Annotated in this window: 22 protein-coding genes; 4 read left to right on the top strand and 18 right to left on the bottom strand. The window is 42.8% G+C overall.

Going from position 1 to position 21215, the window contains the following annotated elements; all coding sequences use genetic code 11:
- Positions 1-62 precede the first annotated feature (62 nt).
- Genes BBW65_RS00855 through BBW65_RS00845 form a run of 3 tightly spaced genes read left to right on the top strand, consistent with a single transcriptional unit; the run spans position 63 to position 2937 of the window.
- Complete coding sequence (locus tag BBW65_RS00855; RefSeq protein ID WP_199919442.1) at positions 63-629, top strand: class I SAM-dependent methyltransferase; 567 nt, start codon at positions 63-65, stop codon at positions 627-629.
- On the top strand, positions 626-1618 hold the full coding sequence (locus BBW65_RS00850; RefSeq protein ID WP_233702059.1) for an A/G-specific adenine glycosylase: 993 nt from the start codon (positions 626-628) through the stop codon (positions 1616-1618). Before BBW65_RS00855 ends, BBW65_RS00850 begins: the two co-directional genes overlap by 4 nt.
- Positions 1615-2937, top strand: coding sequence for an MATE family efflux transporter (locus BBW65_RS00845; protein ID WP_066338465.1), 1323 nt, complete (start codon positions 1615-1617; stop codon positions 2935-2937). The genes BBW65_RS00850 and BBW65_RS00845 overlap by 4 nt, the downstream gene beginning before the upstream one ends.
- Here the strand turns inward: BBW65_RS00845 and glnA are convergent.
- The 13 genes from glnA to folD form a co-directional block, all read right to left on the bottom strand.
- Positions 2934-4355, bottom strand: coding sequence for a type I glutamate--ammonia ligase (gene glnA / locus BBW65_RS00840; RefSeq protein WP_407645228.1), 1422 nt, complete (start codon positions 4353-4355; stop codon positions 2934-2936). The two genes, BBW65_RS00845 and glnA, sit on opposite strands and share 4 nt — an antisense overlap.
- 28 nt (positions 4356-4383) lie before the next feature.
- Complete coding sequence (locus BBW65_RS00835) at positions 4384-5499, bottom strand: DegT/DnrJ/EryC1/StrS family aminotransferase (protein WP_066338456.1); 1116 nt, start codon at positions 5497-5499, stop codon at positions 4384-4386.
- Between the two features lie 35 nt (positions 5500-5534).
- Positions 5535-6704, bottom strand: a complete 1170-nt coding sequence (locus tag BBW65_RS00830) for a hypothetical protein (RefSeq protein ID WP_066338453.1) — start codon at positions 6702-6704, stop codon at positions 5535-5537.
- A 117-nt stretch (positions 6705-6821) separates the two neighbouring features.
- The gene (locus BBW65_RS00825; RefSeq protein ID WP_199919441.1) at positions 6822-7580 is read right to left on the bottom strand and encodes an SPASM domain-containing protein; all 759 of its coding nucleotides are present in this window, start codon (positions 7578-7580) and stop codon (positions 6822-6824) included.
- A 79-nt stretch (positions 7581-7659) separates the two neighbouring features.
- Complete coding sequence (gene ychF, locus BBW65_RS00820; RefSeq protein ID WP_066338449.1) at positions 7660-8760, bottom strand: redox-regulated ATPase YchF; 1101 nt, start codon at positions 8758-8760, stop codon at positions 7660-7662.
- A 1-nt stretch (position 8761) separates the two neighbouring features.
- The gene (locus BBW65_RS00815) at positions 8762-10153 is read right to left on the bottom strand and encodes a leucyl aminopeptidase (protein WP_066338448.1); all 1392 of its coding nucleotides are present in this window, start codon (positions 10151-10153) and stop codon (positions 8762-8764) included.
- Positions 10150-10743 carry a DedA family protein gene (locus BBW65_RS00810; RefSeq protein ID WP_066338447.1) on the bottom strand — a complete coding sequence of 198 codons (594 nt, stop codon included), beginning with the start codon at positions 10741-10743 and terminating at the stop codon, positions 10150-10152. The genes BBW65_RS00815 and BBW65_RS00810 overlap by 4 nt, the downstream gene beginning before the upstream one ends.
- Positions 10744-10753: 10 nt before the next feature.
- Positions 10754-11293 carry an adenine phosphoribosyltransferase gene (locus tag BBW65_RS00805; protein ID WP_233702113.1) on the bottom strand — a complete coding sequence of 180 codons (540 nt, stop codon included), beginning with the start codon at positions 11291-11293 and terminating at the stop codon, positions 10754-10756.
- The gene (locus tag BBW65_RS00800; protein ID WP_199919486.1) at positions 11290-11616 is read right to left on the bottom strand and encodes a hypothetical protein; all 327 of its coding nucleotides are present in this window, start codon (positions 11614-11616) and stop codon (positions 11290-11292) included. The genes BBW65_RS00805 and BBW65_RS00800 overlap by 4 nt, the downstream gene beginning before the upstream one ends.
- A 21-nt stretch (positions 11617-11637) precedes the next feature.
- Positions 11638-12069, bottom strand: a complete 432-nt coding sequence (gene rpiB, locus BBW65_RS00795) for a ribose 5-phosphate isomerase B (protein WP_066338437.1) — start codon at positions 12067-12069, stop codon at positions 11638-11640.
- An 11-nt stretch (positions 12070-12080) separates the two neighbouring features.
- Complete coding sequence (locus BBW65_RS00790; RefSeq protein WP_066338435.1) at positions 12081-12731, bottom strand: hypothetical protein; 651 nt, start codon at positions 12729-12731, stop codon at positions 12081-12083.
- The gene (gene lepB / locus BBW65_RS00785; RefSeq protein WP_066338431.1) at positions 12718-13704 is read right to left on the bottom strand and encodes a signal peptidase I; all 987 of its coding nucleotides are present in this window, start codon (positions 13702-13704) and stop codon (positions 12718-12720) included. The genes BBW65_RS00790 and lepB overlap by 14 nt, the downstream gene beginning before the upstream one ends.
- Positions 13704-14561: a bifunctional methylenetetrahydrofolate dehydrogenase/methenyltetrahydrofolate cyclohydrolase FolD gene (gene folD / locus BBW65_RS00780; protein ID WP_066338428.1), complete on the bottom strand. Its 858-nt coding sequence runs from the start codon at positions 14559-14561 to the stop codon at positions 13704-13706. The genes lepB and folD overlap by 1 nt, the downstream gene beginning before the upstream one ends.
- Before the next feature lie 69 nt (positions 14562-14630).
- Here folD and BBW65_RS00775 point away from each other — a divergent pair, with 69 nt between their 5' ends.
- The gene (locus tag BBW65_RS00775) at positions 14631-14996 is read left to right on the top strand and encodes a c-type cytochrome (RefSeq protein WP_066338427.1); all 366 of its coding nucleotides are present in this window, start codon (positions 14631-14633) and stop codon (positions 14994-14996) included.
- Positions 14997-15282: 286 nt separating this feature from the next.
- Here the strand turns inward: BBW65_RS00775 and BBW65_RS00765 are convergent, their stop codons facing one another.
- The 5 genes from BBW65_RS00765 to BBW65_RS00745 form a co-directional block, all read right to left on the bottom strand.
- Positions 15283-15651: a hypothetical protein gene (locus tag BBW65_RS00765; RefSeq protein WP_066338422.1), complete on the bottom strand. Its 369-nt coding sequence runs from the start codon at positions 15649-15651 to the stop codon at positions 15283-15285.
- Between the two features lie 233 nt (positions 15652-15884).
- Positions 15885-17828 (bottom strand): ribosomal protection-like ABC-F family protein, encoded by a 1944-nt coding sequence (gene abc-f, locus BBW65_RS00760; protein WP_066338419.1) that lies wholly within the window; start codon positions 17826-17828, stop codon positions 15885-15887.
- Entirely contained in the window at positions 17829-18503 is a 675-nt protein-coding gene (locus BBW65_RS00755; protein ID WP_199919485.1) for a lysophospholipid acyltransferase family protein, read from the bottom strand.
- A 10-nt stretch (positions 18504-18513) separates the two neighbouring features.
- Positions 18514-19695 carry an SH3 domain-containing protein gene (locus tag BBW65_RS00750; protein WP_066338416.1) on the bottom strand — a complete coding sequence of 394 codons (1182 nt, stop codon included), beginning with the start codon at positions 19693-19695 and terminating at the stop codon, positions 18514-18516.
- A complete protein-coding gene (locus BBW65_RS00745; RefSeq protein WP_066341716.1) occupies positions 19695-21047 on the bottom strand; it encodes a S41 family peptidase in 1353 nt (450 codons plus the stop codon). Before BBW65_RS00745 ends, BBW65_RS00750 begins: the two co-directional genes overlap by 1 nt.
- Positions 21048-21215: the final 168 nt, after the last annotated feature.

The raw sequence follows: 21215 nt of genomic DNA, 5'->3' as shown, positions 1-21215 counted from the left end.
AGCAAATCCAATCATTGAATCTAAAAAGATATAATGCACAAAAATTCACAAAAAGGTTTTTCGTGTTAGAAGATGCTATCAAGTGGAATGCCAAACATTTACAAAATCCGATGCCACAAACTCCGAGCGATTTGCTAGTCGCATTTCTCCCAAAATTCCTTGATTCTCTTCCCTCGCACAACGCCATTGATATCGCTTGTGGTAATGGACGCAACTCCAAATTTCTCGCACAGCACGGCTTGATATGCGATAGCCTTGATATTTCAGAAGTTGCTCTAGCAAATCTAGAAAACATCAAAAACATCAATGCCCTCTGTGTGGATCTTGATACATACACCCCCACAAGCGACACCTATGGCTTGGCGTTAAATTTCTACTTCCTCAATCGCAATCTATTTCCCAGCATCATTCAAAGCCTCAAGAGCGGAGGGGTTTTGATGCTTGAAACCTTTGTCAAAGAAGAAGATGGAAGCAATGATTCAGAGATACCTGATGAAAAAATCTTAAATCACAATGAATTGGAGCATATTTTTGCAGACTTCACGATCCACCACTCTGCGACCTCCTATATCCGACGCAAAGAAAATCAGCGCGCCAAAATCATTTCATTCATAGCCCAAAAACATTGAAAAATCTACACGCACGCCTTCTAGAATGGTATCAATCCTTTGGACGCCTTGATCTTCCTTGGCGTAATCTCCCCACTCAATCCCACACGCCAAATCCCAAGCTCACGCATATCCAAAGATCCTATGGGGTTTATGTCAGTGAGATTATGCTCCAACAAACTCAAGTCAATGTTGTTTTGGAGCATTTTTATTTTCCTTTTTTGGAGCGTTTTCCCACACTCAAAGATTTGGCTCAATCTTCAGAGGATACCCTTTTGCACATTTGGCAGGGATTGGGGTATTACACACGCGCAAGGAATATGCACCAAACAGCTCAAATATGCCTCCATCATCACAATGGCACGCTCCCTTCAAGCGTCGCAGAACTTACAAAGCTCAAAGGCATTGGAGAATACACTGCTGGAGCTATCGCTTGTTTTGGATTTGGCAAATGTGAGAGTTTTGTAGATGGCAATATCGCACGGGTATTGTCGCGTCTTTTTGCATTATCCGCCCCCACAGCAACACAGCTCAAAGACAAAGCCCATCTTATCCTAAACCACACAAACCCTTTTGATCACAATCAAGCCTTACTAGATTTGGGTGCCACCCTCTGCACCCCCCAAAGCCCCTCCTGTCTTTTGTGCCCACTCTCTTATTGTTGTCAAGGGAAACATAGCCCCCACCTCTACCCCCTCCCCAAAAAAAGAGAGAGCATCCCACTAGAGCTACATTTGGGCTTTGTCATCCAAGATGGCAAAATCTCCCTAGTCCAAAGCCAAGAAAAACTCTATTTTGGGTTGTATAACCCCATCAGATTAGAATCCACACATCTCCAGAATTATCGTTATCTAGGAAGCTTCAAACATTCCTATACCAAATACAAAATCACAGCAAAAATCTATCAACTGCCCGTCTCATACAACACTCAAGCACGATTTTTCACACAGCAAGAGATCCAACATCTACCTCTCTCCAATCTCTGCAAAAAGGCACTTCAATTTCTATGAAAACCCTATGTGCCCCATCATCGGACACTCTTGCCAAAAGCAAAGAGATCCTAAAAATCGCTATCCCCTCTGGACTAAGCTCATTTCTAGATATTCTTAATCTCTCTATTGTTTTGTTGTTTGTGAGTATGCTCTCTGATTCCAATATCGTTGCTTTTGGGCTAGGGATGAATTTCTTGATGCTTTTTTATACTTTCACCAATATCTTTTTCACAGGATCCAACACCCTTATCGCACGGCTCCACAAAACACAGCCACGCCAAATCGGTCCCCTACTTTTCAATCTCACTTTGGGGAATCTCCTCTCCTCTATTCCACTCTTTTGCCTAGCCCTTGTGAGCTTCTCTAGCTATCTGCATTGGTTTGGTTTGAACTCTGGCACACTTGTTTTGGCACATCAATTTCTTGAGGTTTTGATATTTTCTATCCCTGCGATTATGACCAAAACCACGCTCACCGTGAGCTTTGCAGCCACCTCAAAAGCCCATATTCCTTTTTATATCAAATTGTTTTTTACATTTTTCAATCTAGTTTTAACCTATTTTCTTGCCTTGGGTGTGGGGGATTTGCCACAGCTTGGGTTGGTTGGAGCAGGGATTGCAGGAGTGATCACAAGCTATTTGGAAACTTTTGTTTTGGGATTTTATGCACACAAAACCTTTGGGATCAAACAAAATTGGGAGTTTTCACAATTTTTCGAATCTGTGTGGATTGGGTTGCCCACAGGGATCGAACGAGGGCTAACAATCCTCTCACTGATTTTGACTGCGCGTTTTTTGGCAAGTTACAACGAAGAAGTGTTGGCAGGTTTTCAGATTGGAGGACGCATTGAAGCTTTTATTTTTATGCCTGCTTTTGGCTTTATGGTTGCCTCCATGAGTCTCACCGCACAAAATCTAGTCCTCAAGCAATACGCTCTCATTGATTCTTATATCCGCTTGTCCCTTTTTCTTTCCTCCTCGATAATGGGAGTCCTTGGGGTTTTGATGGCAATCTTTGGCACTACATTGGCTCAAATATTCACAAATCGCAATGACATCATTCAGTATGCCTCAGATTATCTCATTGCAGTTGGATTGTCCCAAATCCCCCTTGTTTGTATTTTTGTCTTGGATGGGCTCAATCGTGGTGCCAAAAAAGCCAAAATCTCGCTTTTGATTCACACCACAAGCATTTGGACATTACGCATTGTGCCGATGTATTTTTGCACCCTTTATTATTTGCCTTATTATTACTTGTTTGTCATTATTTTTGCAGAGACATATTTGCGTGCGATCGCCTTTTGGGTTGCATTCAAAAAATCTCTGTGGCAAGTTTAACAGCTGTAAGTGCTGATAAACTCAAAGGGGTGTGGGCGTGCCTCCCAAGTCCATATTTCTGCCTCAAATTTATATGCCTTGTAAGTTTGCAAAAACTCCTCACTAAACACATTTCCCACTTTCAAATACTCACGATCTAGGAGCATTTCCTCAATCGCACTTCTAAGAGTGTGGGGCAACTGCTTGATCCCTTTTTCTCTAATCTCATCTAGTGTCAGCTCAAAAAGATCAATATCCATCGGCTCACCTGCTGAGATCTTTTGTGTAATCCCATCAAGTCCCGCCATCAAAAGCGAAGAAAACGCCAAATAAGGATTGCTTGAGCTATCAGGAAATCGAAACTCCAAACGCTTGGCACTATTGCCTTGACTATAGGGGATACGGATACTCGCACTGCGATTTTGTGCAGAATATGCCAAAATCGATGGAGCTTCAAAACCCGGGATCAAACGCTTGTATGAGTTTGTCGAGGCATTGGTAAAGGCTGCAATACTTCTAGCGTGGTGCAACACTCCGCCCAAAAAGTGCATCGCCATAGTGGAGAGCCCTTGATACTCATCTCCTGCAAATAGATTCTTAGAATCTTTCCAAATGCTAATATGCGTATGCATACCACTTCCATTGTCTCCATAGAGAGGTTTGGGCATAAATGTCGCAGTTTTGCCATTGAGATGAGCGACCATTTTGACAACATATTTCAGCTTCTGCACATTATCTGCTGCCTCTAGCATATCTCCAAACTTGATTCCGATCTCCCCTTGTGCTTGCCCTACTTCGTGATGCACGACAAAAGTCTCAATCCCCACAAGATTAAGCACTTTGACCATCTCAGCTCTCAAATCCACCATCGAATCAATAGGAGGCACAGGGAAATACCCTCCTTTGGTGCCCGGACGATGTCCATTATTGACCCCCTCAAACTCTGTATTGCGATTCCACTCGCCCTCTTGCGTATCCACACTATAGGCTTGAGAGTTGATAGTGTCTGTGATTTTTATGCTATCAAAGACAAAAAACTCATTTTCAGGACCGAAATACGCCACATCTCCGATCCCACTTTCTTGCAAATACTGCATTGCTCTTTTGACGATGCTTCTTGGGCATTTTTCATAGGGTTGATTTTTGTAAATATCCCACACATCGCAAAACACCACAACAGTGACATCGGCTGTAAAAGGATCGATAAAATAACGCACCAAATCTGGCAACAAAAGCATATCGGATCGATGGATAGGTTGCCATTTGTGGAAAGAACTCGCATCAAAAGGCACTCCTTTGGTGAATGTCTCCTCATCAATTGCAGACAAAGAAAAACTGATATGGTGCCAAGTGCCTTTGATGTCTGTGAAACGAAAATCCACAAACTCGACTTCATTTTCACGACAAAAATTAAAAAATGTCTTGATTTGATCTTGCATAACAACTCCTTGCATAGTTTTGGAGATTCTATCGTGTATTGACTTGATTGATGATAGTTTTTTGATTAAATGCTTGGATGATATAGTCAATCTCCCTATCCTCAAGAAACGCATTCATCGGCAAAGACAAAATACGCTTAGCAATCCTCTCACTCACCGGGAAATCCCCTTCTTGATAACCAAGATAGCCAAACGCTTCTTGCAAATGCAAAGGCGTAGGATAATGCACCGCTGTTGGGATACCGCAAAGCTTCAAATGTTCGATGTATCTATCTCTATTTTCCACAAGCACACTATATTGACCAAAAGCACTCAAGTACCCATTGGCGACATAGGGAAGCACTGCATTTTCCAATCCCTCACTATAACGCCCTGCGATCTCATTGCGTCGCCTAATCTCAATATCCAAATATTTCAGCTTGGCACACAAAACACCAGCCTGTATCGAATCCATTCTAGCATTCATTCCAAGATAACGATGTTTGTAGCGACCCGCCTGTCCGTGCTGTAGCAATGAGACCACTTTGTGAGCAATCGCCTCATCTCTGAGAAACACCGCCCCGCCATCTCCATAGCACCCCAAAGGCTTACTAGGGAAAAAACTTGTAGAAGCAAATGGAGAGAGATTGCAAGATTTTCTATCCCCCAAACTCCCACCAAAACTCTGTGCAGCATCCTCAATCAATGCGAGATGATGCTCACAAGCAATCTTTGCCAAAGCCTCCATATCGCAAGGCTGTCCATACAAACTCACCGCCAAAATCGCCTTTGTTTTTGGCGTGATAGCAGGAGGCACAAGCGAGACATCTAGATTGTAAGTGCGTGTATCAATATCTACAAATACAGGTTTGGCACCCACCAAAGCGATCGCTTCAGAAGTCGCAAAAAAACTAAAAGGAGTCGTGATGACTTCATCATCTCTTGAGATTCCAAGTGCCATCAATATCAACACCAACGCATCAGTTCCGCTTGAACAAGCAATCGCATAGTGGGCTTGAGTGTATTCTCTCAAAGCATTTTCTAGACGCCCGACACTCTCACCCATAATATAGCTAGAGTTTTGCAAAACTTGATTGATTTCCAAATCAATTTGAGCTTTGTAAGCCTGATATTGTCGTTGGAGATTGGCAAAATCGATTTTCATTTTCTAAGGATGATTACCCCAAAGGGGTAAGGAAGTTAGAAGCTAAGCTTTGTGAAAGCAACTGCTTGATCGTGATGATTTGATCTCACCCAACCACCACCAAGACCAAATTCTACAAAACGATCTTTGTAAAGATTGACATTGGCGATCGCAGAGATTTCTTGATAATCTCCACCAGCATACAAGAAGTCAAAGCTGAAATATTTGTCAGTCAAACCAATAAATCCATACCAGCTATTAACGCCGTGAGCAAAATAATCTACTTGTGATCCAAAAGTATTGCCATAGAATCTTGCTTTGTCGCTTGAACGATGGATACCGTGATTTTTGCCAACACTATAGAAACCACCACCAAATTTCACAAGATTTGAGACCAAAAACTCTTGATCAATCCATCCTAGATAAGTGCTTTGGCTATAGCCTTTTGTATAAGCTTGATACATCCCTCTCAAAGTTGTTGTAGATTTGAAAGTGCCTCTTCCAAGTCTCAAATCAAGCTTTCCACCTAGTTGCAACAAATTGCTATCAACGACATAAGTTGCGAATGGATCGATATAGAGAATGTCTTTGATACGAATATCAAAACCTGTAGAAAGATAGTGTCCAGTTTTGTAATATTGATTGAAGCCCATCAAATCATTACCAAAGCGACCGGGATTTTCTGCACCATAGTTCATCATTTCATAGCTATAAGTTCCCCACCAAGCAAAATAACGCGTATCCAAAATGAAGCTCAAACCTTCGTGCTGTCCTGATACCCAATCCACACCATTTGGATTGAGACCATCTTTGCCATCAAAGAACTCTCCCAAGTTGTAGCGTCCGCCGATAAATGAGAAAAGCGAGCTATCTGCACGCAAATATGCATCAGAAATCCAGTTATACCACTCTACATTGCTTGGTTTTGTGAAATATCCATTTCTGACATAATTGCCAAAAACCGAACTGCTAGGACTAATCGCATAAGGAAGCCCACCTGTCGCACCTACTCCAATGCTCACCGCTCCAAATCCTATTTCAACACCAGCCCTTGCTGTCGCTCCACCAAACCAAGGCTTCTTTCCACCCTCAGCGGTAGACACCTCATTTTTTAGCCCAAAATTATAAGCTGTTCCGATGTGTCCAAAAGCATCAACACTTGCCGCACTTGCTGAACTTGCCAATAAACCTGAAAGTGCCAATGCACTCATTACTTTCTTTTTCATTTTTACTCTCCTTCTTAAAATGTAAGGCATATCGTACTCCCCTCTGCACAATATATCGTCACAAAAAGCAAAAAATAAACCACATTTTGTATTTAAGATAAAATTTTCTTGATTGTTTCAATTTAAAGTTGCAAGATAGGTGCATTGTTGGCATTGTTTATGGACTGCCACGCCACGCAAAAATCCTTTCTTCATCGCGACAAATGTCGGCGATTGAAAGATTTCCTCCAAAGTTTGCGTGCCTATATCCCCCAAAACAATCCCACCATCACAATCAATACAGCACGGCACGACTTTTCCATCTGCCAAAAAAGCGATTTGAGAGATCAAAGCGTGGCATTTTTTCTTGACCCCACCACTCCAATCAAGCCCTGATTCTTGTGAGCCATCGCCACGCACCCACTCAAAATCCTTGCTCAATCTGATGAAGAGTTTGTATCCAAGTCGAATCCGCATAGAATCAAAACTAGCCTCAACACCAAAGGCTGAGCAAAAAAACTGACACAACTCCCAATCCAAACGGCTCTGGTGCATTCTCAGATTCAGAAAAGTTTCTGATCGTTTTGCCTGATGCGACAAAGCCAAATCCAAAACATCTTGTAAATATCTTTTGGGTTTTGGGTTATTGACATCGCCAAAAGCACTTAGGGAAATATTGCATTGGTGTATTGGCGGACTAAGCAACAGATCAAAATCCCAACGCTTCAAATAAAAACCACTTGTAACGATCTCAACCCTCAAAGCATACCTTTGAGCGATATCAAGATAGCGTGGCAAGTCTTTGCAAAGCAAAGGATCTCCCAACAAATGCAACGCGATTAGCTCTGTTTTGCCCTGAATCTCCTCGCAGATTCTTGCAAATAGCTCAACCCCCATCTCCCCCCTTCTGCCCTTTTGTGAAGGGCAAAAACTACATTTCAACCCGCAAATATCACTGATTTCAATATAAACTTTTTTAAACATTAAATCTGAAATGCATCACATCGCCATCTTGCACGATATATTCTTTTCCCTCCACTCTCATCGCACCCGCCTCTTTGGCTTTTGCCTCGCCACCATATCCAACAAAATCCGCATAAGCAATCGTTTCTGCACGGATGAAGCCTTTTTCAAAGTCTTTGTGAATCACGCCTGCAGCCACAGGAGCCGTATCGCCTTTGCGTATCGTCCAAGAACGCACTTCCTTGACCCCTGCGGTGAAATAGCTAATCAGTCCCAATTTTTCAAAACCTTTTTGGATGATTTGATCCAACCCACTCATCTGGCTACCAAGCGATGATAGAAACTCACTCCTCTCCTCATCACTCATCCCTAGCATCTCTTCTTCAAGTTTTGAACAAAGCTTGATCACCTCACAACCATTCTCACTCGCATATTTTTTGAGAGCCACGACATAAGCATTGTCTTGTGCCAACTCCTCCTCCCCCACATTAGCCGCAAAAATCACATCTTTGTTACTCAAAAAACGCAATTCTTTGTTGAGTTCTATGAAATGTTCATCATCGCGTTTTTCAAAAATCCTCACCGCCTTCCCCTCTTCCAAATGTTTTTGCAACATCAATGCCAAGTCCAAAGGGGCTTTTGCATTTTTATCAGCCTTGCCTTGCCTTTGGAGTTTTTGGATACGCTTCTCTAGCGTTTGCAAATCTGCCAAAATCAACTCAAGATCAATGATTTCAATATCTCGTATCGGATCCACTCCCCCCTCGACATGCGTGATGTTTTCATCATCAAAGCAACGCACGATATGCAAAATCACATCTGTTTCTTTGATATTACCTAGAAACTGATTGCCTAGCCCCTCTCCTTTGCTCGCCCCTCGCACAAGCCCTGCAATATCCACAAACTCAACCACAGAATGTTGTATCCGCTCTGGATTGACAATCTTTGCCAACTCCTGCAAACGCACATCAGGCACCGGCACAAATGCTTTGTTTGGCTCAATGGTGCAAAATGGATAATTTGCTGATTGAGCGTTTTGGGTTTTTGTCAAAGCATTGAAAGTTGTGGATTTGCCGACATTTGGCAACCCAACGATTCCAATTGATAGTCCCATCTTATTCCCCCTGCTTGATTGCAAACTCGACACAAGCTCTCACACCTGCACCACTTGCACCATAAGGATTGATCCCCCACTCTTTCTCCACAAATGCCGGACCTGCGATGTCTAGATGTAGCCAAACATCTTGATATTTCTCGCGGATAAAAGCACCCAAAAACATTCCTGCAGTGATTGCCCCACCATAACGCGAGGAGGAGACATTGCATATATCTGCGATTTTAGAATCAATCAAACCTTTGAGATGGTGATTGAAATGGAGCTGATTTGCAAGTTCTCCTGATCTAGAAGCACACTCTTCCATTTGTGCTTTTAGCTCTTTGTTGTATCCCATAATCCCTGTCGTGTATTCTCCAAGTCCGACGACACAAGCCCCTGTCAATGTTGCCAAATCAATCAAATAATCTGGATTCAAATCTTGTGCATAGCTCAAGCAATCTGCAAGCACCAAACGCCCCTCTGCGTCAGTGTTTCTCACCTCAATGCTTTTGCCCTCTCTTGAGAAAAGCACATCATCAGGCTTGTAAGCATTGCCACCAATCATATTTTCCACCGCACCGATGATCCCATGCACCTCAAGAGGCAATCCCAACCGTGCGATTGCTGATAGGATCCCAAGCACGGCACATCCACCGCTTTTGTCTGCTTTCATTGTCACCATATAATCTGCAGGTTTCAAGCTCAAGCCGCCGCTATCATAAGTTAGCCCCTTGCCTACAAAAACCAATCTTTTTTGGGCATTGGGGTGCTTGTAGGTGAGATGGATCACTTTGGGCTCGTGTGCTGAAGCTCTAGAAACCGCGAGCAAGGCTTCCATTTTTTCAGCTTTGATTGCTTGTGTATCCAAGACTTTGCAAGTCAATCCTACCTTTTGTGATTCTTCTTGAGCAATTTGAGCCAAATACGCAGGGGTCGCATCATTGGGTATCGTATTGACAAGATCACGCACTAGATTGATACTCTCTGCAAGTATCAAAGCTTTCTGCACCACCTCTTCATCAACGCCACAAACCAAAACCTCATGAAGTGTGATTGTTTGTTTTTGACTCTTGTATTGCAAAAATTGATAAAACCCACACAAAATCCCAAGTATCGTTGCATAATGCTCTTTTGCCCCACCAAGCATTTGCACCTTGACATTTTCATACTTCATCCCTCGCATTGCTCTAATCGCTTTGGCACTAGCCTCTGCAAGATGTTCTGCGGTGAGCTTGTCTAGATTGACATAGAGTGTCCGACTGCTTTGCACGAAACTGATTTCTTTGAAATCTAGCTCCTCCAAAATCACCTTATCATCAAGTGCCTCTAGATTCTTATCGATGACAAACACGATACGGCTTTGTGCCTCGACTTTGCCAAACTCCTGCTGTGTATTGTTGATTTTTATCATTTGTTCTCCTTTGTTTTTTTGGTTTTGAAATGAAAATACCCTGCGATCCCACCAAATAGTGCAATAGCTAATGGCACAAGCAAATATGGACGCGATTTGAACCAACCAATGATCTCCCAAATCAAATCCCCAAAATACCATACAAACACAATCGTGATGGCTGCCCACACCCAAGCACTCAAAAGATTGATGATGGCAAACTTGATCGCACTATAACGCGTCAAACCAATGCTGATAGGGATAATCGTCCGCATCCCATACATATAACGCTGAGCAAAAATAATAGGCCAACCATATTTTTTGAGCAGGATATGTGCCAATGCAAACTTACGCCTTTGGGATTGCAACATATGAGTCAATCTGCTTTTGTTGAATCTTCCGATATAAAAATAAATCTGATCTCCGGCAAATCCCCCAAGCCCCGCGACAAAAATCGCCAATGCTAGATTCATATGTCCATCGTGACTTGCAAGACCTGCCATAATCAGCCCCAATTCGCCCTCCAAAACACTCCAACAAAACAAAATCAAATACCCCCAAGTCCCGATATGCTCATTCCAAAGCTCTGTAATCCACTGCTCAAAACCCATATTCCCTCCTTTAGAATTGCAACAAACTATAAACTTTTGTTGAGTTTGCAATCTCTTTGGATCCCCCAAACTCCACCAAATCGATCAAAAAGCACGCCTCGACACATTTCCCCCCTACTTTCTCAATCAGTTTCAAAGCAGATTGCACGGTGCCACCTGTTGCGATCAGATCATCCACCAAAACCACCCGTGCGTTTTGTATCCCTGCAAATGCGTCAATATGGATCTCAATCTCATCGCTTCCATACTCCAAATCATAGCTTGCCGACACTTTGGCATAAGGGAGTTTGCCTTTTTTCCTAATCGGCACAAACCCCAGCCCTAGAGCATACGCCAAAGGTGCGCCAAAAATAAATCCCCTAGATTCCAATCCCACCACAAAATCAATTTGCTCCCCACTATAACGCTCTTTGAAATGCTCAATCACCATAGAAAAGGCGACAGGATTGTTGAGTAGCGTTGTAATATCGCGAAACAAAACTCCCTCTTTGGGGTAGTCTGCAACCACTCGAATACTCTCTAAAATCTTTTGTTTCATCTTATCTCCTATAGCAATGCTTCAATCTTTTGTTCTAACTCTTTGATCCTTGATTTGTAGCGATCTGCCTCGATTTTGTATTGTGAGTTTCTTTGCTTGAGGCTTCTGATGTCCCCTTTGAGTGCAGTCAATTCTTGAGTGAGAATGTCAATATCTCCCAATGCTCTTTGGAGCTGCACCTGATGTTTGCGTATCAAAATCTCCGCATCTTGCAAAGTCAATTTCATATTGGCAGAATTGCGTTCTTCTTTTTGCGCAATAGACCGATAGTAGAAAGTCCGTATAGACATATAAATCGCAAACAAAATAAAAGCCGTGATAAAAAACCAATCCATCCAAAACATCATAAACCTCGCTCACTCACAATCAATCTTCTCTATCCTTGAGAGATGTCTTCCACCCTCAAACTCCGTCGTAACAAATGCATCCAAAATCGATTCGATGATGCCCAATCCACTCACCCTCTCGCCTAGACACAAGACATTGGCATCATTGTGTCTGCGTGTCATCTCTGCCATATACGCATCGGTGCAAAGCCCCGCTCTAATCCCTTTGAAGCGATTGGCAGTGATACTCATACCAATCCCACTTCCACAGACCAAAATCCCCCTTGACTGCGGAGTTTTCAACACCTCCAAACAGACCTTTTTGGCATAGTCTGGATAATCCACACTCTCGCTACCACTCGGAGAGAAATCCACCAAATCCAAGTTTTTGCCTCTAAAATATTCAACGATAAAATCACGCACCCTCACCCCCGCGTGATCTGTAGCCAAAAAATATCGCATCTCCTATCCTCCTATATCAAAAAGCTCAAAATCCAATACATAGGATACTGAATCAACAATGCAAGAGGGGTGAAAAATATCAACAGCAAAATCAAAATCCCATAAGGTGCGATAAACTCATAAAACCTAAGCAACCCATCGCTACCTACTTTCAACCCCAAATAGCTCAAGATTTTCAAGCCATTGAACGGCACAAGTGGGCAAAGTTTGATACACGCAAACACGACATTAAACACGATGATACTCCTAAACAAAGGGGCAAAATCTCCCAACTCCGCTTCAAAAGAAGTATAAACAATGCTACTCAAAAAAGCGATGAAAAAATGAGCGATGATTTCTGAGGATTCTAAATAAATCAAAGAATTGATCCCGTGTTCTTCAAAGCTCCTCTGCTGATCGACCAAGACATTTTTGCTCCAACCAAAAAAAATCGGTGCAGAGGCAAAAACCATCACGATCGGAAAAACAAGAGTCCCCAGCACATCCACATACCGAATCGGATTGAAGCTCACCACCCCATCGCACACGATCTCGCCATCCTCCACAATGCAATCAGGCATATAACGACTTGCCACATAGCTATAAGTCAAAGCAGGGATCATTATCGCACTGAGCAATGCAAGATAGCGATACAAACTATCAACCAAATCAATGTTGCCCACTTTTTTGAGCCTCCTTCTCCAAATCACGCTCGATCCCACTCATTGTGATAAAGACACGATTCCAACGCACAGAATATTTCCACCACCCCTCATCTTTGCCCTGCCTCATCGCCTCTGCTCGTGCTTCTTGAGAGTTGACAAGATTGATAGAAAAATACACCAACCAAGGTTTGCCAATCACATTGGCGTATTTCACACTTCCCCAATAACGCGAATCAAGACTATTGTCACGATTATCACCTACCATAAAAAACTCATCTTGAGGCACTTTTTTGTAAAACACGACTTCCCCTGCATTGTAGAGAGTGCTAGATCGGATAGGCACTTCATCGACTCTCAAAGGTTGCATTGCAAAATCTTGTTTGCATTCATAGAGCTCTTTTGTCTTTGGATTCACACAAGTGCCGACAATCACCCATTTTTGCCCCTCGAAGCTCAACGCATTGACAGCTTGGGTAAAAAGTGCATTGTTTGATGCGTAGTGGATCCCATAATGCTCTCGCATATAGGGGTTTTTGACATAGGTTTTGCCAAAAAACTCCTTAGTCTCTGCGTTTGGAAAATGTTTGGCGATATAGGCATCCCCCTCATTTGGACGCAGATAGAATCCGTCTTTGGCATACACGACTTCATCCCCTCCGACTGCGAAGTTGCGTTTGACATAGTAGGTTCTTTCTTCATGTGGAGGGATGAACACCACCACATCGCCCCTTTGGGGACGCTCTCCGCTCACCAAATGCCCATTGCCATTGAAATCAGGCACGATGGGGATCTCTAGCCAAGGAATGCGTGGTATAGGTATCCCATAAGAAAACTTCTTGACAAAGAGCATATCTCCCTCATAAAGTGTGCCAACCATCGATCGAGTCGGGATCACAAATGCTTGAGCAACAAAAAAAATCACAAAAGCAACGATGACAATCGTCCCAGTCCAAGAAGACGCAAAACGATAAAACCTGTATAAAAATTCCATTAGTTTTCCTTAGTTTGAAGTTTATTTTTGGCACTCTGTAGTGTATTCTGCAAAAGCATCGCGATCGTCATCGGACCGACGCCACCGGGCACAGGGGTGATGAAGCTACATTTTGGAGCCACATTGGCAAAATCCACATCTCCGACTAGCTCTCCGTTTGCCAAACGATTGATACCTATATCCACCACAACCGCCCCTTCTTTGATCATATCTGCGGTGATGAGATTGGGACGCCCCACTCCCACCAACACTATATCCGCTTCACGCGTATAGGAAGCGAGATCTTTGGTATGGATATGACAAATGCTGATGGTAGCATTTGCATTCAATAGCAAACTTGCCAGAGGTTTGCCTACGATATTACTCGCACCCACCACTACGCAATCGCGTCCTACCAGATCGATCTTGTATTCCTCAAGCAGTCGCATCACCCCCAAAGGCGTGGCAGGAGTGAAGCCCCCAAGCTCCAAAATCATTTTGCCCACACTCAAAGCGTGGAATCCATCTACATCTTTGTATGGATCGATGGCTTCAAGCACTTTGTGCGTATCGATATGACTTGGCAAAGGAAGTTGCACCAAAATGCCATCGACTTTTGAATCTGCATTGAGCTCTTCGATCTTGGAGAGCAGGATCTGCTCACTTGTGCTAGCAGGCATCGCAAAAGTCAAAGAGTTGATCCCGACACGCTCACAGGCTTGGCTTTTCATACGCACATACGCAGAACTAGCAGGATCATCACCCACCAAAATCACTGCCAAAGTAGGATAGATAAACTTTTGATTCAAGAGGATCACCTCTTCCCTCACCTCTGCCTCTATACGCTTAGAGAGTTGTTTCCCATCAAGAATTTTCATCATAGACCTTTATTTTTTTCAAAATGCTAATTATAATACAAACAAAAACAAAACCACCAAAGGCTAAATATGAAACAAAAACTACTTCTTCTATCCCTCTTGATTGTGGCACCCCTCCTATCGCAAGATGAGCGTGGGGATTTTATCGATGAGCTAGAATATGGCAAACGACTCTATGAAAACCCTCGCGGTATCAGCTGTATCAAATGCCACGGCTCTCAAGGAGAGGGCAAAATCATCGCCACATACAAGCACAATGGACGCCAAAAAGAACTCAAGGCACCAAAAATCACAGAAATCGATTTCAAAAAATTCAAAAAAGCCATCAACGAATCAGAAGGCATAATGCCAAAATACTATCTCACAGACAAAGAAATCAGTGCGATTTATCACTATCTCAACCCCAAAACCACCCCCAATCCTCAAACCCCCTAAAGCCCCTATATGCACCATTTCCCAGCCCTCTAGGGCATAGTCGATCCCCTTGACTTGAAGTTTTGGTTTTGGTTAAAATTCTTAACTTCAAGCTTTATCTTTTTGTAGATAATCTTAGAAAGAATTTTTAAGGAGAAATAATGACAGAGATTATCGAAATTATCTAGCAAATACACCAAGAAAAATTTGAAAAATTCGAAATTATCCAGCATAGGGGATACCCCTAAAATGGGGTATAAATGGGGATTTTATAGAAAAACAAATAAGTATTTATCCTGAGAAATTTCTAATTTGCGATCGATTCATAACATTTAATTTCCTCTTGATAAGAACGAGCAATTGCTTTCATTATTGCTCTTTCGGGATCTTTTGAAAATTTTTTTTCAAAGTGAGCAAGGTTCGCTATTTGAAATTTGCTTTTCAAATTTTCTGCAACGCTTTTTGCCTGAATCAAGCTATTCTCCCACACATCGTAAGCATCTTGAATCTCTTGATTTTGTGTGTTTTTTACAAAAGCATCTCTTTCTTGTGCAATTCTTTTACAATCATTTAATGGAGTTTCTCTTGCATAGAGTTGGGTTGTAGAAAATAAAAGTCCTCCTACAAAAGCTATTGAAGAAAAAGTTCCTCTCATTTTATTTTTTGTTTTGAACATTTCAGCTCCTTTTTTGTTTTAATTTTTGTAATTAGAATTTTAATATAAAAAACAAAATTACAATCATGATGGGTGCAAGAAAAAATTGAAGTTATTCTCCGCCTCCATATTGTGTCGCAACATAAAAACAAACACCAAATTGTTGGTTCAATGCTGTGATAGACAATATGTGATTGCTTAGTGTTTTCTGGGATAATTGGAGCAATATGGAGGAATGACCCAAACAAAGTGGGCTACTGCAGCTCCTCCCTCTTCTGCTCTAGCGCAAAATACTCCTCTAGCTTCTGCTCATACACCTCTTTGCATTCCTCCAGCTCTTTGGCAATCGTTGTGATACCCCTCTGCTCATAGATTTTGGGATCGCTCAACGCACACTCTAGGCTATGGATCACACCCTCTAGTTTCTCGATCTCTAGTGGCAACATCTCCAAAGCCCTCTGTTCTTTGTAGCTTAGCTTCGTCTGTTTCTTTTGTAGCTTTGGGGGAGTGTGGGGAGTGTGGGGAGCTTGACTCACTTCTGTTTGGATCTTGAGATATTCTTGCAACTCCTGCTTATCCTCCAAATATTCACTATAGCTCTCGTGACGCTCCAGCACCACCCCATTCCCCTCAAAAACAAATAATTTTTGAGCAATCTTATCCACGAAGTAGCGATCGTGGCTCACAAACAGCACACCCCCATCAAAGCTCATCAAATACTCCTCCAAAATATTAATCGTATTGATGTCTAGATCATTTGTCGGCTCATCAAGCACCAAGCAGTCGTATTCTTTTGTAAAAAGCAACGCCAAAGCGACGCGGTTTTTCTCTCCCCCACTCAACGCCTTGATTTTCTGTGTCAAATACTCTTTGAGGAACAAAAAGCTTTTGAGGTAGCCAAAAATATGCATATTTTTCCCACGCACATCTACCCTATCCCCACCATTAGGGCAAAAAGTCTCTACGAGGTTTTTCTCAGGATCCAAAAAACTGCGATGCTGATCAAAATACCCAATCTTTAGCTCCCCACTTTTCAATCGCCCACTATCCACAGGGATTTCCCCTAGCAAGACTTTGATCAAGCTACTTTTGCCACTCCCATTTTTGCCCACAATCGCGATTTTGTCCCTTTGCAAGATTCTAAAACTCAAATCCTCAAACAACAGCTTATTGCCCAACTTCTTGCCGATCCCCTCTGCCTCAAACAACATCTTTTTGTGGTTTTTCCCCTCCTCTTGATTGAACGCTTTCTGCTCCCTTTGGATTTCTAGCTTCAGTTTTGCGATCGCTGAGGGGTTGGTTTTGGCTTTTTCACGCATTTCCATAATGCGTTTTTTGCGTCCCTCATTGCGTTTGAGTCGTGCTTTTACCCCTCGCCTCAACCACTCCTCCTCGGATTTGAGGATTTTTAGTAGCACCTCGTGCTCCCTGCTCAACGCCCTAAGCATTTCTTCTTTTTTCTGCAAATATTGAGTGTATCCCCCATCAAAACTCAAAACCCTGCCATTATCCACCTCTACCACACGCGTAGCAAGATTTTCGATGAAATAGCGATCGTGGCTGATCAAAACCAAAGTGCATTTCAAGCCAAGCAATTTCTTTTCTAAGAACTCCACCATCTCGACATCTAGATGGTTTGTGGGTTCATCAAGCATCAAAATATCACATTGCTCAAACAGAATCTGTGAGAGTGCCACCCTTTTTTGCTCCCCTCCGCTAAGCGTTTCCACCAAGCGATCTTTGATAGGCTCCAATTCAAAATGCTCAATCACTTCCTGCACACACGCTTGCAAGTCCCACGCTTGATGTCTGTCCAAATAAGCACTCAGACTCGCATACTCTCGCAACAACGCCTGTTGCTCTGGAGATTTTTGCAACTCTTGAGTGAGTTCCTCCAAACGCTGATGGACTTGTTTGAAATCAGACAAACTCTCCTCAATCACCTCCGCCACACTCAGATGTGGCGTAAATCGTGGCACTTGAGGCAAATAAGAGATTTTTAGCCCTTGAGTGCAGATACGCTCCCCAGCATCTAGCTCCACCTCGCCCAAAACGATTTTGAGCAATGTGGATTTGCCACTCCCATTTTTGCCCACAATCGCGATACGCTCTTGCTCTTGGATAGAAAAATCAACTTGACTAAGGATCACCTTCAGATCAAATGCTTTTGAAGCATTGAGTAGTGATAATAACGCCATTTAAGAATCTTGCAATTCTTGAAAATGTCGCTGATAGACGGCATACATTTGATGCTCCAAACGCTCATACCAATCCGGCGTATTTGGCTCAAATGCTTCCAAAATCACAATCCTTGCTTTGTTCCCCCTACTCTCTATCGGTGAGCTATTATAGACCCTGCTAGAATGGATAAGCACCACAGGTTGCACTTTGAGCTTGAGCTTCTCAGCCAAAATCTTAGCCCCACTTTTGAACTTCAAAAACCTCGTTTCATCTTTGCACCTTGTGCCTTCAGGGAAAATCACCAAAGGACGCTTTTGCTCAAGCTTCTTTTTGGCTTCCCTCATCATATACACCAGACTCGCCTTGTCCTCACGATCGATGAGTATCATCTCAGGACCACGCAACGCATAACCATAAAACGGAATCTCCCCCAACTGCTTTTTGGCAATCCAACAGATGTTTTGCGGGTGCAAACCCTCTAAGAAAATAATATCTGCTGCAGATTGATGATTGAGCATAAGAAGCGTAGCACTTGGATCAAAATGCCCAAAAATCTCTAGCTCGAAATTATTAAAAGGCAAAAACAAGCCACAAAAATTCCTCGCACAACGCCCATTTTCTCTATGCCGATTGATTCTGATAAACAGCATAATCAACGCCAAACCCACCGCGATACTCAATGTCGCAATCATTCCTTTGATCTTACTCACAATCACTCCTTTTCACCCAGCCGATACGCGTATCATCGAGCTTGATTTTGTAATACTCTTTGTGTTTGCCAATCACACTCACCTCTACGGAGTGCTGAAGCTTTTGCAGTGTCGTGGAGTTGGTAGTTGGCAATATGCTCACCACCCCACCCGCTTTGATGACGACACTCTCCCTCATCAAAATGTGATACAAAAGATATGAAGCAAACACACAAGCCAATGCCAAAAACCCCACCAGACACGCCTTGTTTTGACGCAAAAGAAACGCCGTGCCAAGACACACCAAAACAATAAGACACAAAATCAAATTGCTAAAAATCAAAAAATTGTTTTTGGGTTCCAAATCCGACTGCGTGCTCACTTGATCCAATTGTATATGGATAGGGATACGCACCTCTGCATACTGCAAATCGTGCATATTGAAATAAGTGAAGCTCAAAGCCTCAAGCTTGGAAGGCACGATACAATAAAACACGCCTTTGGAAACCGCCCCCTCTTGCTTGATCTCCTCATCAAAGCCCTGCGTCACAATCTCTTTGAGCTTGAAATCTGCGAGATTTGCATCGACTGCCTCGATGTCAAACACAAGGATATTGTTCTCCTCATCGTATTTTTTTGCCTTAATGTGAGAGATTTTGACATCTTCAGCAAGCAAACCACTATATTGCTTCCCACCTAGCTCAATCGCCTCGATCTCACTCCCTTTGACCATATCCTGATCGGTATAGTCTCCATTTTTGGACAAAGCGATGATTTTGAGTGTGGGCAATGTCACGCTAGGGGCTTTGATTTTGTAGATGAAGGTATTGAGATAGCTCCCGTCCTCTTGCTTTTTCCAAGTGGCATTGGGATTGAGGAGCTCTATTTTGTTGAGATCCTCTTCGTTCTCATAGATAAACTCAGATTCAAGCAATGACGCCCCATCAAATAGCAACAAACTATATTGCATTTTGATCTGCTGTCCGACATAGACTTCTTTTTTTTCTTGGGGCAAAAGACGCAGATAAACGATCTTGGGGTAGATTTTTTTGGATTCTGTATGAGTGCTTTGGGGGAGTGCCACTTCGCTCTGTACTACTTCATTTTGTGCCACTTCATTTTGTGCCACCCCACCTTGCTCGGCAAAAAGCATATTGAAGCAAAGGAGCGACAAAAAAAGAAGTGTTTGTTTCATTATTGTTTCAATACACCCAACGCTTTGAGAGTGTCTATCCCGCTTTTGAGCTGATTGTCTTGCATAATCTGCTCATTTTTGAGTAGGTTTTTGTCACTCGTTTTGGACTTGTCTTTTTTGGTGCCTTTCTTGTTTTCTACCTTGTCTAGCTCACTTTCTAGATGCTTACGCAAATCTGCTTCCTTGATCTCAAACCCATTGTTAGCTTGAGGCACGGCTCCATAATGTGCTTCAATATCAGGCTTGATGCCCACGGCTTGGATCGTTCTCCCACTAGGCAGATAATACTTCGCAGTCGTGAGCTTCAATCCATCTTTTTCTCCCAAAGGACGGAACACCTGCACACTTCCCTTGCCAAATGTCTGCTCACCGACTAGCACCGCCCGTTTGTGATCTTGCAATGCCCCTGCCACGATCTCACTCGCACTTGCACTTCCCCCATTGACAAGCACCACCAAAGGCAACTCTGCATAAGGGGCTTTGCCATCGGCTCTAAACTCGATGTTCTCCTCTCTAGAGCGTCCTTTCTGCGACACGATCACTCCATCTTTGATAAACAAATCCGAAAGCTTCACAGCCTGATCGAGCAACCCTCCGGGATTGTTACGCAAATCCAAAATCAAACCATCGATTTTTCCCGCTTTTTTGAGGATTTTCTCCACACTGCTAGTGACATTTTTATCAAAAGAACTGATACGGATATAATAGAAATTCGTGCCCTCCACCTTGCGTCCAGTCACAGAATCCACCTTGATCGTATCACGCTTCAACTCTTTGATGATAGGTTTGCTCTCACCCTGACGATAAATCGTGAGCTGCAGTGGCGTCCCCCTCTTCCCACGCATCAGATTGACCGCATCACCGATATTCATATTGAGTGTGCTTTTGTCGTTGATTTTGAGGATAATGTCTCCAGATTTCAGTCCGGCTTTATATGCAGGGGATTCATCAAGTGGGGCGATGATCGTCAATGCCCCATCTTTCATCCCGAGCGTGATACCAATCCCACTAAACTCACCCTCTGTTTGATCTTTGAGATCGCGGAATTTTTTCTCATCTAGATATGCAGAATGTGCATCAAGATTGCTCAGAAGTCCATCAATCGCTTTATCCACGATTTCCTCTAGTGTCACTTCATCGACATAGCCGTGCTCCACGAGATAGATGACTTTTCTTAGCTTTTTGTAAGGCTCCAAACGATTGCTAGATTCTGTTTTGTCGTCTATCAAATCTTGCTTGACTTGCTTTTGTTCCCCACTTTTTGCTTTGTCCTCTTGGACTGCATTGAGCCCCACCATCAAAATCCCGACACACAAACCTAGACCCGCAACAGCACGGAATTTATTCAACATATTTCCTTGTTTCACTTGACTCCTTTTCCCAGTAGCGATGATTCAAAATAAGTAAATACGCATTGTAGCAGGTTTAATCGCTGTATTTAACTAGAATTTAAGTAGATACACCACACAGGACTACACGATAATGATAAACATTTTGGCAATGTTAATAAAATTTAACTT

It is taken from the genome of Helicobacter enhydrae (assembly GCF_001693335.1).
Taxonomy (GTDB): domain Bacteria; phylum Campylobacterota; class Campylobacteria; order Campylobacterales; family Helicobacteraceae; genus Helicobacter_G; species Helicobacter_G enhydrae.
Note: the sequence above shows the minus strand (reverse complement) of the source record. Positions and strands in the feature narration are given on the sequence as shown.

Excerpts from the sequence above, each read along its gene's own strand:
- abc-f (WP_066338419.1), bottom strand. The coding sequence starts at position 17,828 with ATGGCGTTATTATCACTACTCAATGCTTCAAAAGCATTTGATCTGAAG.
- folD (WP_066338428.1), bottom strand. The coding sequence starts at position 14,561 with ATGAAAATTCTTGATGGGAAACAACTCTCTAAGCGTATAGAGGCAGAG.
- glnA (WP_407645228.1), bottom strand. The coding sequence starts at position 4,355 with ATGCAAGATCAAATCAAGACATTTTTTAATTTTTGTCGTGAAAATGAA.
- lepB (WP_066338431.1), bottom strand. The coding sequence starts at position 13,704 with ATGGAATTTTTATACAGGTTTTATCGTTTTGCGTCTTCTTGGACTGGG.
- BBW65_RS00765 (WP_066338422.1), bottom strand. The coding sequence starts at position 15,651 with ATGTTCAAAACAAAAAATAAAATGAGAGGAACTTTTTCTTCAATAGCT.
- BBW65_RS00845 (WP_066338465.1), top strand. The coding sequence starts at position 1,615 with ATGAAAACCCTATGTGCCCCATCATCGGACACTCTTGCCAAAAGCAAA.
- BBW65_RS00750 (WP_066338416.1), bottom strand. The coding sequence starts at position 19,695 with ATGAAACAAACACTTCTTTTTTTGTCGCTCCTTTGCTTCAATATGCTT.
- BBW65_RS00775 (WP_066338427.1), top strand. The coding sequence starts at position 14,631 with ATGAAACAAAAACTACTTCTTCTATCCCTCTTGATTGTGGCACCCCTC.
- BBW65_RS00810 (WP_066338447.1), bottom strand. The coding sequence starts at position 10,743 with ATGGGTTTTGAGCAGTGGATTACAGAGCTTTGGAATGAGCATATCGGG.
- BBW65_RS00825 (WP_199919441.1), bottom strand. The coding sequence starts at position 7,580 with ATGGGGGTTGAGCTATTTGCAAGAATCTGCGAGGAGATTCAGGGCAAA.
- BBW65_RS00815 (WP_066338448.1), bottom strand. The coding sequence starts at position 10,153 with ATGATAAAAATCAACAATACACAGCAGGAGTTTGGCAAAGTCGAGGCA.
- BBW65_RS00830 (WP_066338453.1), bottom strand. The coding sequence starts at position 6,704 with ATGAAAAAGAAAGTAATGAGTGCATTGGCACTTTCAGGTTTATTGGCA.
- BBW65_RS00800 (WP_199919486.1), bottom strand. The coding sequence starts at position 11,616 with ATGGATTGGTTTTTTATCACGGCTTTTATTTTGTTTGCGATTTATATG.
- ychF (WP_066338449.1), bottom strand. The coding sequence starts at position 8,760 with ATGGGACTATCAATTGGAATCGTTGGGTTGCCAAATGTCGGCAAATCC.
- BBW65_RS00745 (WP_066341716.1), bottom strand. The coding sequence starts at position 21,047 with ATGTTGAATAAATTCCGTGCTGTTGCGGGTCTAGGTTTGTGTGTCGGG.
- BBW65_RS00835 (WP_066338456.1), bottom strand. The coding sequence starts at position 5,499 with ATGAAAATCGATTTTGCCAATCTCCAACGACAATATCAGGCTTACAAA.
- BBW65_RS00755 (WP_199919485.1), bottom strand. The coding sequence starts at position 18,503 with ATGATTGCGACATTGAGTATCGCGGTGGGTTTGGCGTTGATTATGCTG.
- rpiB (WP_066338437.1), bottom strand. The coding sequence starts at position 12,069 with ATGCGATATTTTTTGGCTACAGATCACGCGGGGGTGAGGGTGCGTGAT.